11 protein-coding genes and 2 pseudogenes are annotated in these 13,736 nt (G+C 58.5%); 6 read left to right on the forward strand and 7 right to left on the reverse strand.

Annotated features, from left to right (window positions below):
* Positions 1-102: 102 nt before the first annotated feature.
* From ACYZTU_RS00840 to pdxR, 3 genes are all read right to left on the reverse strand, one after another.
* Entirely contained in the window at positions 103-618 is a 516-nt protein-coding gene (locus ACYZTU_RS00840) for an Hcp family type VI secretion system effector (protein ID WP_054051032.1), read from the reverse strand.
* A 660-nt stretch (positions 619-1,278) separates the two neighbouring features.
* Positions 1,279-1,512: a hypothetical protein gene (locus tag ACYZTU_RS00845; RefSeq protein WP_461967340.1), complete on the reverse strand. Its 234-nt coding sequence runs from the start codon at positions 1,510-1,512 to the stop codon at positions 1,279-1,281.
* A 266-nt stretch (positions 1,513-1,778) separates the two neighbouring features.
* Positions 1,779-3,329, reverse strand: a complete 1,551-nt coding sequence (pdxR, locus tag ACYZTU_RS00850; RefSeq protein ID WP_461967342.1) for a MocR-like pyridoxine biosynthesis transcription factor PdxR — start codon at positions 3,327-3,329, stop codon at positions 1,779-1,781.
* 90 nt (positions 3,330-3,419) lie between these two features.
* Here pdxR and ACYZTU_RS00855 point away from each other — a divergent pair, with 90 nt between their 5' ends.
* The 4 genes and pseudogenes from ACYZTU_RS00855 to ACYZTU_RS00870 all read left to right on the forward strand — a co-directional run.
* Complete coding sequence (locus ACYZTU_RS00855) at positions 3,420-4,043, forward strand: FMN-binding negative transcriptional regulator (RefSeq protein WP_461967344.1); 624 nt, start codon at positions 3,420-3,422, stop codon at positions 4,041-4,043.
* Positions 4,044-4,052: 9 nt separating this feature from the next.
* Positions 4,053-4,499: a GNAT family N-acetyltransferase gene (locus ACYZTU_RS00860; protein ID WP_461967346.1), complete on the forward strand. Its 447-nt coding sequence runs from the start codon at positions 4,053-4,055 to the stop codon at positions 4,497-4,499.
* A 17-nt stretch (positions 4,500-4,516) separates the two neighbouring features.
* A complete protein-coding gene (locus ACYZTU_RS00865; RefSeq protein WP_461967348.1) occupies positions 4,517-5,188 on the forward strand; it encodes a GNAT family N-acetyltransferase in 672 nt (223 codons plus the stop codon).
* Positions 5,189-5,319: 131 nt separating this feature from the next.
* Positions 5,320-5,794: pseudogene (locus ACYZTU_RS00870) on the forward strand (ABC transporter permease subunit); the annotation flags it as partial.
* A 52-nt stretch (positions 5,795-5,846) separates the two neighbouring features.
* Here the strand turns inward: ACYZTU_RS00870 and ACYZTU_RS00875 are convergent.
* A complete protein-coding gene (locus ACYZTU_RS00875) occupies positions 5,847-6,125 on the reverse strand; it encodes a helix-turn-helix domain-containing protein (protein ID WP_461967350.1) in 279 nt (92 codons plus the stop codon).
* On the reverse strand, positions 6,122-7,474 hold the full coding sequence (locus ACYZTU_RS00880) for a HipA domain-containing protein (RefSeq protein ID WP_461967352.1): 1,353 nt from the start codon (positions 7,472-7,474) through the stop codon (positions 6,122-6,124). Before ACYZTU_RS00880 ends, ACYZTU_RS00875 begins: the two co-directional genes overlap by 4 nt.
* A 139-nt stretch (positions 7,475-7,613) precedes the next feature.
* Here ACYZTU_RS00880 and ACYZTU_RS00885 point away from each other — a divergent pair.
* Both ACYZTU_RS00885 and ACYZTU_RS00890 read left to right on the forward strand, forming a co-directional pair.
* Positions 7,614-7,920, forward strand: a pseudogene (locus ACYZTU_RS00885) (autotransporter outer membrane beta-barrel domain-containing protein); the annotation flags it as partial.
* A 200-nt stretch (positions 7,921-8,120) separates the two neighbouring features.
* Positions 8,121-10,403, forward strand: coding sequence for an autotransporter outer membrane beta-barrel domain-containing protein (locus ACYZTU_RS00890; protein WP_461967354.1), 2,283 nt, complete (start codon positions 8,121-8,123; stop codon positions 10,401-10,403).
* A 79-nt stretch (positions 10,404-10,482) separates the two neighbouring features.
* Here the strand turns inward: ACYZTU_RS00890 and oadA are convergent, their stop codons facing one another.
* Both oadA and ACYZTU_RS00900 read right to left on the reverse strand, forming a co-directional pair.
* Positions 10,483-12,291, reverse strand: coding sequence for a sodium-extruding oxaloacetate decarboxylase subunit alpha (gene oadA / locus ACYZTU_RS00895; RefSeq protein ID WP_461967356.1), 1,809 nt, complete (start codon positions 12,289-12,291; stop codon positions 10,483-10,485).
* Positions 12,292-12,302: 11 nt separating this feature from the next.
* Positions 12,303-13,718, reverse strand: coding sequence for an acetyl-CoA carboxylase biotin carboxylase subunit (locus ACYZTU_RS00900; RefSeq protein ID WP_282376359.1), 1,416 nt, complete (start codon positions 13,716-13,718; stop codon positions 12,303-12,305).
* Positions 13,719-13,736 lie beyond the last annotated feature (18 nt).

Genomic DNA, 13,736 nt, shown 5'->3' on the forward strand with positions numbered 1-13,736 from the left:
AAACCAATACCCGATCAAAGGATCAGCAGACGCAAAATTCTGGAAAGGCGTAAACAACATCGACCAGCAGAGCTGGCCGATGCGTGAAGCGGTCAGCCGCGATTAAGCGACCGGCTGACGCCAGTCATCGGAACCCGAAGTACCGGATACTTCGTGGGTCCAGGTGATTTTGCGGTAGGTGAATTGCACTTCTTCCAGGTGCGTGAAGTGCGAGTTCGACGGATCCTGGCAGTTGTGCATTTTGTTGTTGATGGCGACGATGATCGCGTCTTCCAGTTTGGTGGTGTAGTAGTGCTCTTGGGTGCCTTGAGCCGAAGTGCGGTACCACTGGATAACGATTTCGCTCATGCGCTCGCCGGAGGTCAGAGCCGCCTGCAGCAGTGGCGAAGCCTTGTCGTAGACCTTGGTGATCACGACTGGCTTGTGTACGCGCTGACCGGTCGGTTGGCCGGACTGCGGGTCACGCGGGATGATCACGTCGTGGCTGAACGCCTGAACCATGACCTGGTCTTCGTGACCTTCCTGGTAGGTGTTGCCAACCGAGTCGGCGGTGAAGGCGCCGGCAGTGATCAGACCTTGTTTTTCGCCAGTGACGGACATATACGCTGGTGTAGCCATGGATGTGCTCCTTGCTAAAAGTGAGGGTGCCCGGGAGGCGGTATCGCCCGGTGGGTGCCTGACTGTTATCAAGGTCCGTGCCAGGAATGTTGAGGGTTAACAAAACCGGGGGGATGGCCGAGGTTTTTCAGTCGCTTGAGTGAGTTTTAAGGGAAAACACCCCACAAAGTGCGCAAGAAGTTGCGCAGTAGTGCGCAACTTCTTGCGCACTCGGCTGGAGGCCCCAGCGGGCTTGACGCTCAGAGGTTTACGATAGGTTTTTTGCGGAATAAGTGCGCAACTTCTTGCGCATAATGGCGATTAGTCATCAGTAGGTGATGATGCTATAGCCAAGCTGTTGCCGCTGACCGAAATTTGATCTGGTAACGGCTGTCCTGTCGCCTGAAAACTGTCCCAGGTATTCAATTTGCGCCCATTAGCTTTCGAGTAGGAGGACACGGGTCATCGGATTCGAAATCAGCAACCCGCCCTAGATCAAATTGCAATCGGCAGGGGCGGTCAGTTTTCAATCCGCGCCGACAATCAATGACCTTCCGCCCTAATACCCGCTGCCGACTCACTGGCCTGGCGCTCTAACTTCCCTGCCTCGGAGGTCAGGCCGGTGGCCTCAACTACGAGATCACCGGCTCAGTTGGACGCGCCTAGGAAACTAGTGGAGATTCACACCGACTCGCCGTCGATTCGAACTGCGGCCTTCCCGTTGTCATCGTACGGAATGCTCACATCAACCACCTTCCCCGTTTCCGTTGTGACTTTGATGACTAACCGGTGAGGTGGCGCGGCGAAGTCGTCTGTGAAGAGGACATGTACAGCCTCCTTGCAGGAGTCTCCTTTCGCTACCGGCCAATACGCCGATCCATCTACTGCTGGCAAATACACGTCAATGTTGGACATTCCATTTCTCCTGGTTAATGAATGCTATGCGCAATCAAACTCAGATCATTGCGCCCAATCCACCTGATTTAGTCAGTATGAACGTCCGCAATGGGTCGATTGCAGTCCTTCAGTGGTTGGCTGACGCACTCCCCCTGAGTGGCACCCGCTGACACCATCAACTGCAAACAACTAATCAGCGCGAATGCAAATGACTGGTCTAGTCGGATGCAAACGACTGGTTAGTGGCGATGCAATTAGGCGGTCAAGTGAGATGCAATTACGCGTCAATCGTCCCAAACTGTTTGCAACCGCTCCAGAGCCGCTTCGATAGCCGATTCTGGTACAGCGGCGAAACCCAGCACCAGCCCGGCTCGCTGATCCAGCGGTGTCTGCGAATCGGGCAACCAGTAACTACTCAAACCATTGACCTCAACGCCCACGCTTTCGGCTTGTTCAATCAATTCGCGTTCGCGCGCCACGCTGCTCACCGGGACTGTCAAGTGCAATCCGGCCACCACATTGGGCAGATCGCCAACGCCCTCGATGTTTATTGGCCAACGGGCCAACAGACAATTGCGTCGACTCAACGCGGCACGGCGCATGCGTCGGATATGTCGCTGAAAATGCCCCGCGGCCATGAACTCCGCCATGACCGCTTGGGTGCTGACTTCGGAATGTCGGACATCGACCGCGCGCCGCTGAGAGAAAGCGCTCACAAGCGCCGGCGGCAGGACCAGGTAACCCAGTCTTAGCGCTGGAAATGCAATCTTGCCAAACGTTCCGACATACAGCACCCGCCCCTGACGATCCAGCGCAGCCAACGGCGCCAGCGGAGCGCCGCTGTAGCGGTATTCGCCATCGTAATCATCCTCGACGATCCAGCCCTGGGTGCGTTCGGCCCAGGCCAGCAACTCCAGGCGTCGCGCCAGACTCATCACCACCCCGGTCGGGTATTGATGCGACGGTGTGACATACGCCAATCGGCAATCGTTAAGCCCGTTCAATTCGGTGCAGTCGATACCCTCGCTGTCCACCGCCACCCCGTGCAATCGCGCACCGGCCACGGCGAACGCATGACCGGCCGCGCGGTATCCCGGATTTTCAATGGCCACCCCATCGCCCGGCTCGACCAGCAGCTGTGCACAAAGGCTAATCCCCTGCTGTGCACCACTGGTGATCACTATTTGCTCAGCCGTGCATTGCATCCCCCGGGAACTGCGCAAGTACGCGGCAATCAGTCCGCGCAGACGCTCATCGCCCGCCGGATCGCCGTAACACAACTGCTGGAGATCCGGTTTACGCCAGAAAGCCGCATTCAGCTTGGCCCAGACGTCGAACGGGAACAGATCAAAAGCCGGAACACCCACCCGAAATGCGCGGGGTGGGCCACTCGGAGGCAAGGCTAAATGGTTCTTTTCAACGCGCCCCAGCGCTCCGCTGTGGATAACTTTGCTGGATGAAACCACAGGTAAATCCAGCCAATTTGTGGATAAGGCTGTGGGTAACCCTGTTGACAACCCTGTGGATACTTTTGTGGATAGTTTTTTTGCCGGGAGCGCGGTTTGCGGTAACTGTGCGACATAAGTTCCATCACCAACACGCCCGTCAATAAAGCCCTCGGCGTAGAGCTGATCGTAGGCACGGACCACGCTGTTTCGGGAAATTGACAACGCCGCCGCCAGATCGCGACTGGCGGGTAATCGCGTACCGCTGGCCAGTCTTCCGTCGAGCACTCGTACTCGTAGCGCTTGATAGAGCTGACGACTCAAACCCTGGCGGCGATCGAGCTCGATACCCGCGGGGTTGAATGACAAGGACAGTGGCTCGCTGGTCATGGTAATGGACCTATGAAATTGGTCGTTAATGGCTCTTACAACAGACCAATAGCCTGCCTAGGATGCAAGCATTCGCCAAGGAAAATCTCCATGTACAACCCAAGCAGCTTTGCCATAGATGATTTGCATGAACTGCACCAACAGATACTTGGCACTCGCCTCGCTGTGTTGGTCACACACGGGGAAGAAGGTCTGCAAGCCAGCCATTTGCCAGTGCTGTTGAGTTCAGACCAGGGCCCGAATGGCACTCTTTACGGACACTTCGCCAAGGCCAATCCGCAATGGAAGGCATTGCAGAACGGCGCCGAAGCCCTGGTGATTTTTGCCGGTGCCGACGCTTACGTCAGCCCAGGGTTTTACCCGAGCAAAGCCGAGCACGGCAAAGTGGTGCCGACCTGGAACTACGTCGCCGTGCACGCGTATGGCACGGCCGAAGTGTTCACCGACGCCGACCGCCTGCGCACTCTGGTCAGCGCCCTGACTGATCGTCATGAAGCGGGTCGCGCCAGTCCATGGAAAGTCGCCGATGCCCCCGCCGACTACATTGATGGGATGCTCAAGGCCATCGTCGGTTTTGCCTTGCCGATCCAGCGTCTGGAAGGCAAGCGCAAGCTTAGCCAGAACCGCAACGCTGCAGACATCGCCGGTGTGCGCGAGGGGCTTGCCGCCAGCCCTGATGTGCACGACCAGGCCCTCGCCCACTTGATGCGTTAAGGAACGACCATGAGTCAGATCGACATCCGCCAGGTCACCGCCGACGACCACGCCGCCTGGTTGCCTTTGTGGCAAGCGTACCTGCGCTTCTACAACACCGAATTGCCTGAGGCCGTCACCCAAAGCACCTGGCAGCGCATGCTCGACCCGAGCGAGCCGACCCATGCCGCGCTGGCCTGGGCCGACGGCAAAGCGCTGGGCATGGTGCACTTCATCTACCATCGTTCGAACTGGAGCATCGAAAACTCCTGCTACCTGCAAGATTTGCTGGTAGTGCCGGAAACTCGCGGCACCGGCGTCGGCCGACAGCTGATCGAATTCGTCTACGCCACCGCCAAAGAGGACGGTTGCTGCAAGGTCCACTGGCTGACCCACGAAACCAACGCCACTGCGATTCAGCTCTATGAGCGCATCGCCGAACGCCCCGGTTTCATCCAGTTTCGCAAAACCCTTTAAGGATCAAGGAGAACAGCATGTCGACTTCACTCGGCGACTGGCAAAGCGTTCCGGCACCGTCGGTTCAAACCCTCGAAGGGCGCTTCATCCGCTTGGAGAAACTTGACCCGGCGCGTCATGGCGACGGTTTGTGGAAGGCCCTGCAAGGCCCGGGTTCCGACCCGAAACTCTGGGACTTTTTGCCTTACGGTCCTTTCCCGGAGCGCAGCGCGTTCAACGATTGGCTGAACAATCATGCGGCCAATAGCGACCCGTATTTCTTCAGCGTGATCGACCGTGCCAGCGGCGATGTGCAGGGCATCCTCAGTTTGATGTCGATTGTCCCTTCACAAGGTCGGATCGAGATCGGCCATGTCACGTTCGGTGCGCCGATGCAGCGCTCGCCGAAAAGCACCGAAGCGGTTTATCTGCTTGCCAAAGAGTCGTTTGCCTTGGGTTACCGGCGTCTGGAGTGGAAGTGCAACAACGGCAACGCCCGCTCCAAGTACGCAGCCGAACGACTGGGGTTCAGTTTTGAAGGCGTGTTTCGCCAGCACATGGTGGTGAAGGGGCAGAACCGGGATACGGCGTGGTATTCGATTCTGGATTCGGAATGGCCGGCGATTGGGGCGGGGTTTGAGCGCTGGCAGTCCGATGAGAACCAGACGGATTCGGGGCAGGTGAAAACCCTGGCCGAGTGCCGCGGGTAAATCTTCGGCGCCTGGACTGACGCCTTCGCGCCCTGAGCCTTTCCGTCAACACGATGTGTGAACGCCACCTAACCTGTAGGAGCATGGCTTGCCCGCGAATGGCTTCACGCTAATCTTTGGGCAAGCACCGCAAGTTCTCGATCATCCTCGACAAACTGCCGAACCTGATAGGCCTGCAACTCGCGCCCAACGGTTTCTTGCAAGGCGCGGTGCTGACGCTGTTTCTGTGCCTGTGTTCAATCGTGACCTCCTCGCTGCCGCGCCGGCATCCTTGGCGTCCCCCACGGCCAACGCGAAGCGTCCCTGGCCCTAGGCATGCGTGAAACCGTGATCTTCTGGCGGGCCACCCTGCCCCAAGCTATGCGCACCATCCTCCAGCCGACCACCAACCAGTTCATCTCGATGCTCAAAGACTCGTCGCTGATCTCGGTGATGGGGGTTTGGGAGGTTATATTTTTGGCGCAATCATATGGACGTTCGAGCTATCGCTACATCGAGATGCTGACGACGGCGGCGGTGATTTATTGGGTGATGTCGATTGGTTTGGAGCTGATTCAGGCGCGGATGGAGCGGCATTACGGGAAGGCGTATCTGGGGCGTAATTGACTGCACTGCCGTCATCGCGAGCAAGCCAGCTCCCATAGCGGTTGGTACAGTATCAGTTCAAGTCGCGCCGAATCCGCACCACGCCCATCTTCAGTCCGAACGGTCTGAACACTGCATTCAGCGATCTCAGTGTCTGATTGCCCTCTCCATGCTCGATATGCACCAGCGTGCGCACCGATATTTTGCACATCCTTGCAAATTGGATCTGGTGCAGGCCGGTGACTTCCACTCGCAAGCGGCGCACGGCTTCACCTATTTCAGTTGTTCCCTGGGCAAGCCCTTCTTGAATGCTTTCGATGAGTACAGTTCGCTCGGCAACGGTCATGGTCATTTCAGGTCCCACTCTTTCAAACGCTGTTCCAGATTGTTCAAGGCTATTCGTGGGTGATTCATTGTTGCGGCGGGCAAACCGCTGGCCGTCAGAATGTCGGGGAGAGCCGCGAGGTGTTTGGCATCCTCGCGCAAGCGTTCAAAAAAGTCCGGCGCCCCGCTCAACGCGGCCAATGGGTCCTTGGGATCGGTAATGTCGGCCAATGCCTGACAGACACCACGCCAATCCACGTCGCCCGCTCTCTCCAGCTCTTTTGGCCACTTGGTGGTGCGTGTCACGCCTTCGTCGTCCATCACCATCGGCGCCAGGTCATAAATCGGCGCAAGACGAAACGAGGCTGCGTCGCGGATAATTGCGGTGTTGCGGCCATGGTTATCCGAGTTGCCTAGGATTTTATTGATCAAGTCCCGCCGCAGATAGTCAGCAACCAGATCCGGGATTTGGTCCGCCTGGCCCGCATCACGCCAAAGTCCCGCCAGCAGCCGGATAACCTCCATATGGTTCATGGCGCCTCCGGGAATCGTGACGTTCGCCAAGGAGTAGATCGACTCCACGGCGAATCGCTCGACACCCTGAGGGGTCACTTGCCGATCAAATCGCTGCATCCACAGGCTGGGTTTGGTCGCCTCTTCCAAAGCCAGGCCCTGTTCGGCCACCGTTTCGATACTCAGTTTTTGCAGCGCTTTGTAGTAGTGGTACTCGCTCCTGAGGATGTCCTGATCGGTCCTGGTTCCTTTATTGCGAGCGAATTTCACGAACCAATGCTGAACGACGTCTGAGTCTTCGAGTACCGCATCGGGGTACAAAAGTCCGGTCTTGTCTTCGGCCAACAACAACTTGGGTGCCTCGCCACCGGCGCCGGTTGCGCCGCCAATCGCAGCACCCTGTTCATAGGCGTACTCGAGAAATCGATTATCGCGACTGACGACCTCCTGGCGTTCAAACCCCATCAGCTCACTCGGGTCCAGGGCCTCGACAGATTCTTTTATCCGCATGTTGCCAATTGGCGCTGGCGTGCTTCGGGCCAGCAGGTAAAGGTCAGCACTGATCTCTGCAGGTTTGTCCCGACCTACGTGCGCCAGCAAGAATTTCCTGGCGGCACCGGCAGGTGCAATGTCATGCACAAATGCCGGCGCGTTGGATCGCTGGCCGTCCCATTCCAAGGGAAACCTGGCACTGACTGCCTTGGCGAAGGGACTGCCAATGCACTCGATGTTTTCGACGAGATAGGGCGTCAAGTAACCAAAGTTGCATCGGCTTTCGAAACCTTTCCCAGGGTCGTCGAAATCTAAGACCATGGCGTCGTGCCATTTCCCGGTCGCAAAGATTTGTAAGGTCAGATTGAACATGCCGATCACCTGCATTTAAATGCATATCTGAAAGATTTTTAACGCTGTGAATGCAATATAGTGCATTTAGCAACCCGCAGGGGCCCCATGGACTGCATTAAAATGCATATCCCGAATCATGGACCGATTAAAACTTCACAACACCTTCGGCCTGCGTCTGGCGCACCTGAATACTCTGGACAACGGCATGAGCCTGACGCCACGCCTGACCGCAGGCTGGAAGCACACGTAGCGACGTCAGCAGCTCGACGCGTCAGGCCTTCGTAGTCGGGGGAACCGCATTCAGTGTTGATGGCAGTTCGCTGGATCGAGACAGCCTGGTGCTGGAAGCCGGGCTGGATCTGGGCATTTCGGCGCGGCATTCGGTGGTGGTCGGTTACAGCGGGGAGATTGGGAGCAACAGCCGCAACCATGGGCTGATTGGGCAGTGGCAGATGAGTTTCTGAGTTTTCGCCAACGGACGCGTCCGGGATCGCTGTAAGGAAAGACGTCTGATGGCCGGGTGAATCCGGCCCCTGCCGAAACCCGCCCATTTTTCGGCTACAGACGACGTCTCCAAGCCTGTCAAAGCGCCCGGAAACGCCCGGCATCTTCAACCCGGATCAACTTTTAGAGTTTGGCCTCACTTCAAACGAGGCTGAACTCTATGATCGCTCAACATCAGTGCCGACCCCACCACCTCGCCTTGGCGATTGCGCTTGCCCTAGGCTGTATTGACTTTTCGTTCGCCCAGGAGATTTCGACGCAGGCTGATGCGTTGGTGGTCGAAACGGCGGATCCGCCCGTCGATGCGCTTGAAGCATTCATGAATAACCCCGACACCCGAAAAGCACCGATCACCAAGGCAGCGGAAGGAATTGATCGGACATTCGGTGACGAAAACGACCTGGTCATCGTGTCCGGGCGTGGAAGCATCGCCGGGTTCATCGACGGAGGCGCAGGTACCAATTTTCTGCAACTGGATACCGCCAGTGGTGGCAAGTTAGACGGTAGTCGTCGCTTCAACGGTTTGGAGATCAAACGCAGCACGTGGACCTCGAACGGTCCCGGCAATTTCGACACCGGCGTATGGGTGCGTCCCAAAGCAACGCTCATAAACGATGGACTGATCAACGGCGAGGCGTTCACCCAGGGAACGCTCGTCAACACTGGCACAATTGGCGCCGGAGTGACGGTGCAATCCGGCGGCACCCTGAATAACTCGGGGATCGTCCTGGGTAACGTCTCTATTGATGAAAAAGGCTTTTTTACCGGCAACGGTACCGTCGGTGCGCTGCAGGTCAGAGGAAAGCTAGCCGTCGATAAAATGCACGGCGCCCCGACGGTCAAGGGTGACTTGACCCTTTCCAACACGGCCGAATTAACCTACGAGGTTGATCCCGACCGTAACAGCGGGACGATAACCGTCGGTGGTACCGCGAGCCTGGGAGGTGCCACGCTCAAGATCGTCACCACAGCAAGCGACTACGCGACGCTCAGCGACCAGCGCATTCTTGTCGCCAAGCGGGTCGAAGGAGAATTTGGAAAAATCGTCAGCAACCTGGCTTTTCTAACGCCCAAATTCGATCACCAGAAAGAGCATGTCGATCTGATCTTTACTCGGAATGCCACGCCGTTCGAAAGCGCTGCGAACTCCAGCAGCGGAAAGGAATTAGGCAAAAGCATCATCGATCCGAACGATTTACCCCAGGCACATGCGCCTGCTGACAATACTTTTACCCACACCGAAACCCTGCATTCAGCGGTCGATACTGACCCGTCCGCTACGTCAATAACGATTGCAGAAATACCCCCGACAGTGACGCCACCCTCCACCGTCGCGGGTACGCCCATTTCAACTCGCACAACAATGGCCAATGCCGCGCACACGGTTCCGAAGCTTCGCATACCCAACAACGCCGCTGTCGCCGCCCTGCTGACGGCCGACAAACAAACGGCATCGCGCGCCATCGAGCAATTGGCTGCCAGCAACCACGCCAACCTCGCGAAAGCAACCCTCAACAGCGACAGCCCCATCAGCGCGACCATGCTCTCGGCCATGGGTCAGCTGGACAGCGCCGGCGGCGACAAAAGACCCGGCAATGCCCCACGTCTCGCCGCCGGCAGTGAAGCCAGCGGCAGGGTCTGGCTGCAGGCGCTAGGCCACGGAGGGACACTGGATCGCGATAACGACGCCCTGAAACATTCGACCCAAGGCCTGGTGCTGGGCGCGGATTGGGGCGGGGATCAGGCATGGCGCATCGGCGTGCTGGGCGGTAAATCCGAAACGCGCCTGGACAGTCGGGGTCTGGATGCCAATCTCGACAGCTGGCACCTGGGCGCCTATGCCCTGCGCCAGAACGGCCCCCTGTCCCTGCGACTCGGGGCGACCTACAGCAATCACGACGGCAACACCAAACGCCGGGTAGCGTTCAACGGTTTCAGCGACCACCCGGAAGGCCGTTTCGACGCCAACACCCAGCAAGCCTTCGCGCAAGTGGGTTACAACCTGGGCCGTGCCGACGGCAGCATCGAACCGTTCGCCAGCCTTGGCTATCAACGCTATCAGCGCGACGGCTACACCGAAAAAGGAGGCGCCGCAACGTTGAAGGTCCACGGCCAAACCCGGCGCAACGTCAACAGCACACTCGGCCTGCGACTGGCGATGTTCAATACCCTGGACAACGGCATGCAACTGACGCCGCGATTCAGTGCCGGCTGGAAACATACTTACGGTGATGTCTACAGCGATACGCGCCAACGACTGGTAACGGGTGGGAAAAATTACACCGTTTCCGGTGCGCCGCTGGATCGTGACAGCTTGCTGGTCGATGCAGGCCTGGACCTTGGCTTGTCAGCGAAACACACGTTGGGCGTTGGCCTTAACGGCGAAATTGGCACCGACAGCCGCAATCATGGCGTAATCGGCCAATGGCGAATGAGCTTCTAACCCCCCGACAAATCCCAGGCGAAAAAAAGGGGAGCACATGCTCCCCCGAGGTTAAAAGCGGTATATCGAGGCTGTTAACTCAGCCTTCGATCTCGATCAGGATTTCGCCCGGGTTCACTCGGTCGCCCTTGGCCACGTGGATGGCGGTGACTTTGCCGGCGATGGCCGATTGGACTTCGGTTTCCATCTTCATCGCTTCGGTGATCAGCACGGCCTGACCGGCTTTCACGGTGTCGCCTTCCTTGACCAGCACGTCGACGATGTTGCCCGGCATGGCGGTGCTGACGTGGCCCGGTGCAGTGGCTTGCTTGCGCTTGCTGCTGCCGCCGCTGACGAATTCGTTGAGCGGTTCGAACACCACTTCTTCCGGCATGCCGTCGATAGACAGGTAGAAGTGACGCTTGCCTTCAGCCTTGACGCCGACACCTGTGATGTCGACGCGGTAGGTTTCGCCGTGGACGTCGATGACGAACTCGGTCGGCACGCCTTCGCCACCCGCCGAGGTCACGCCGCCGGCTTCAGGAATCGGCAGCAGCACTTCTGGAGCCAGGGTGCCGGCGGCGCGTTCTTCGAGGAACTTGCGACCGATGTCCGGGAACATGGCGTAGGTCAGCACGTCTTCTTCAGACTTGGCCACCGTGCCAATTTCGGCACGCAGTTTGGTCATTTCCGGCTTGAGCAGGTCGGCTGGACGCACGTCGATCACTTCTTCGCTGCCGATGGCCTGGCGACGCAGTTTTTCGTTCACGGTGCCTGGCGCCTTGCCGTAGCCGCCCTGCAGGTAAAGCTTCACTTCGTTGGTGATGGTCTTGTAGCGCTCGCCGGCCAGCACGTTGAAGAACGCCTGGGTGCCGACGATCTGCGAAGTCGGGGTCACCAGCGGAGGGAAGCCGAGGTCTTCACGAACGCGCGGGATTTCGGCCAGCACTTCGGCCATGCGGTTCAGAGCGCCCTGCTCTTTCAACTGGTTGGCCAGGTTGGAAATCATCCCGCCCGGCACCTGATTGACTTGAACGCGGGTGTCGACGGCGGTGAATTCGCTTTCGAACTGGTGGTACTTCTTGCGCACAGCGTAGAAGTACAAGCCAATCTCTTGCAGCAGTTCCAGGTTCAGGCCGGTGTCGTACTCGCTGCCTTTAAGAGCGGCGACCATCGATTCGGTGCCCGGATGGCTGGTGCCCGAGGCGAAGCTGGAGATCGCGGTGTCGATGTGATCGGCGCCGTTCTCGATGGCCTTCAGTTGGCACATCGTTGCCATGCCAGCGGTATCGTGCGAGTGAATGAACACGGGCAGCGACTGCTCGGATTTCAACGCTTTGACCAGTTCACCGGTGGCGTACGGCGTCAGCAGGCCAGCCATGTCCTTGATGGCCACCGAGTCGCAACCCATGGCTTCCATTTGCCTGGCTTGCGCCACGAACGCCTCAATGGTGTGCACCGGGCTGGTGGTGTAAGCGATGGTGCCCTGGGCGTGTTTGCCAGCAGCTTTCACCGCTTCGATGGCGACTCGCAGGTTACGTACGTCGTTCATGGCGTCGAAGATGCGGAACACATCGATGCCGTTGACCGCAGCCTTGGCGACGAAAGCTCTGACCACGTCATCGCTGTAGTGGCGATAGCCCAGCAGGTTCTGGCCACGCAGGAGCATTTGCAGACGCGTGTTAGGCAATGCCGCGCGCAGTTGGCGCAGGCGCTCCCACGGGTCTTCTTTCAGGAAGCGTACGCAGGCGTCGAAGGTCGCGCCGCCCCAGCATTCCAGCGACCAGTAGCCGACTTTGTCGAGCTTGTCGCAGATCGGCAGCATGTCTTCGGTGCGCATGCGGGTCGCGAGCAGCGATTGGTGGGCGTCGCGCAGGATTGTGTCGGTTACGTGGATTTTCTTGCTCATTATTCTATTCCTCACAGGCCTGCGTGGGCGGCGATGGCGGCGGCGATGGCCAGGGCCAGCTCTTCGGGTTTGCGCTTGATCGAGTAGTTGGTCAGTTCAGGGTGGCTTTCAACGAAGCTGGTGTTGAACTGGCCGCTACGGAATTCCGGGTTACGCAGGATTTCCTGGTAGTACGCGGCGGTGGTCTTGACTCCCTGCAGACGCATGTCGTCCAGTGCGCGCAAGCCACGGTCCATCGCCTCTTCCCAGGTCAACGCCCATACCACCAGTTTCAGACACATGGAGTCGTAGTACGGCGGAATGGTGTAGCCGGTGTAGATCGCCGTGTCGGTGCGCACGCCAGGGCCGCCGGGTGCGTAATAACGGGTGATCTTGCCAAAGCTCGGCAGGAAGTTGTTTTTCGGGTCTTCGGCGTTGATCCGGAATTGCAGCGCGAAACCGCGGTGCTGGATGTCTTCCTGTTTTACCGAAAGCGGCAGGCCGGACGCGATGCGGATCTGCTCGCGAACGATATCGATGCCGGTGATTTCTTCGGTGATGGTGTGTTCCACCTGCACCCGGGTGTTCATCTCCATGAAGTACACCTCGCCCTCGGCGAGCAGGAACTCCACGGTGCCGGCGTTCTCGTAACCCACGGCCTTGGCCGCACGCACCGACAGGTCGCCGATGTAGGCGCGCTGTTCCGGGGTCAGTTGCGGGCTCGGAGCGATTTCGATGAGCTTCTGGTTACGGCGCTGTATCGAGCAGTCACGCTCGAACAGGTGCACCACGTTCCCAAAGCTGTCACCGAGGATCTGCGCTTCGATGTGTTTCGGATTGACGATGCATTTTTCCAGGAACACTTCCGCGGAACCGAAGGCCTTGGTGGCTTCGGAGATCACGCGAGGGAAAGCCTGTTCGAGTTCTTCTCGGCTGTCGCAGCGCCGGATACCCCGGCCGCCACCACCGGAGGTGGCCTTGAGCATGACCGGATAACCGATGCGGTCGCCTTCAATCAAGGCTTCAGCGATGTCCGCGACGTTGCCTTCGGTCCCCGGGGTCACTGGCACGCCTGCCTTGATCATGCTGCGGCGCGCTTCGGTCTTGTCGCCCATGCGGCGAATCACTTCAGCCGATGGACCAATGAATTTGATACCACGTTCAGCGCAGATGTCTGCCAGCTCGGCGTTTTCCGAAAGGAAACCGTAGCCGGGATGCAAAGCATCACAACCGGTTTCCACCGCCAGATTCACCAGTTTACGCGCGTTCAGGTAACCAGCCAGTGGCTCGGCACCGATGCTGTGGGCCTCATCCGCACGCTTCACATGCAAGGCATGGCGGTCGGCGTCAGAATAGATCGCGACCGAGCGAATGCCCATCTCGGCGCAGGCACGCACGATTCGTACGGCAATCTCACCACGGTTGGCGATCAGGATTTTTTTTATCACTTGGAGGTTCCCTTGAGC

Source organism: Pseudomonas sp. HLT2-19-2 (assembly GCF_054898005.1).

Bases quoted from the DNA above. Each gene is read 5' to 3' on its own strand.
- ACYZTU_RS00875 (WP_461967350.1), bottom strand. From the start codon at position 6,125: ATGACCATGACCGTTGCCGAGCGAACTGTACTCATCGAAAGCATTCAA.
- ACYZTU_RS00880 (WP_461967352.1), bottom strand. From the start codon at position 7,474: ATGTTCAATCTGACCTTACAAATCTTTGCGACCGGGAAATGGCACGAC.
- ACYZTU_RS00890 (WP_461967354.1), top strand. From the start codon at position 8,121: ATGATCGCTCAACATCAGTGCCGACCCCACCACCTCGCCTTGGCGATT.
- ACYZTU_RS00865 (WP_461967348.1), top strand. From the start codon at position 4,517: ATGTCGACTTCACTCGGCGACTGGCAAAGCGTTCCGGCACCGTCGGTT.
- ACYZTU_RS00840 (WP_054051032.1), bottom strand. From the start codon at position 618: ATGGCTACACCAGCGTATATGTCCGTCACTGGCGAAAAACAAGGTCTG.
- ACYZTU_RS00855 (WP_461967344.1), top strand. From the start codon at position 3,420: ATGTACAACCCAAGCAGCTTTGCCATAGATGATTTGCATGAACTGCAC.
- ACYZTU_RS00860 (WP_461967346.1), top strand. From the start codon at position 4,053: ATGAGTCAGATCGACATCCGCCAGGTCACCGCCGACGACCACGCCGCC.
- ACYZTU_RS00845 (WP_461967340.1), bottom strand. From the start codon at position 1,512: ATGTCCAACATTGACGTGTATTTGCCAGCAGTAGATGGATCGGCGTAT.
- oadA (WP_461967356.1), bottom strand. From the start codon at position 12,291: ATGAGCAAGAAAATCCACGTAACCGACACAATCCTGCGCGACGCCCAC.
- pdxR (WP_461967342.1), bottom strand. From the start codon at position 3,329: ATGACCAGCGAGCCACTGTCCTTGTCATTCAACCCCGCGGGTATCGAG.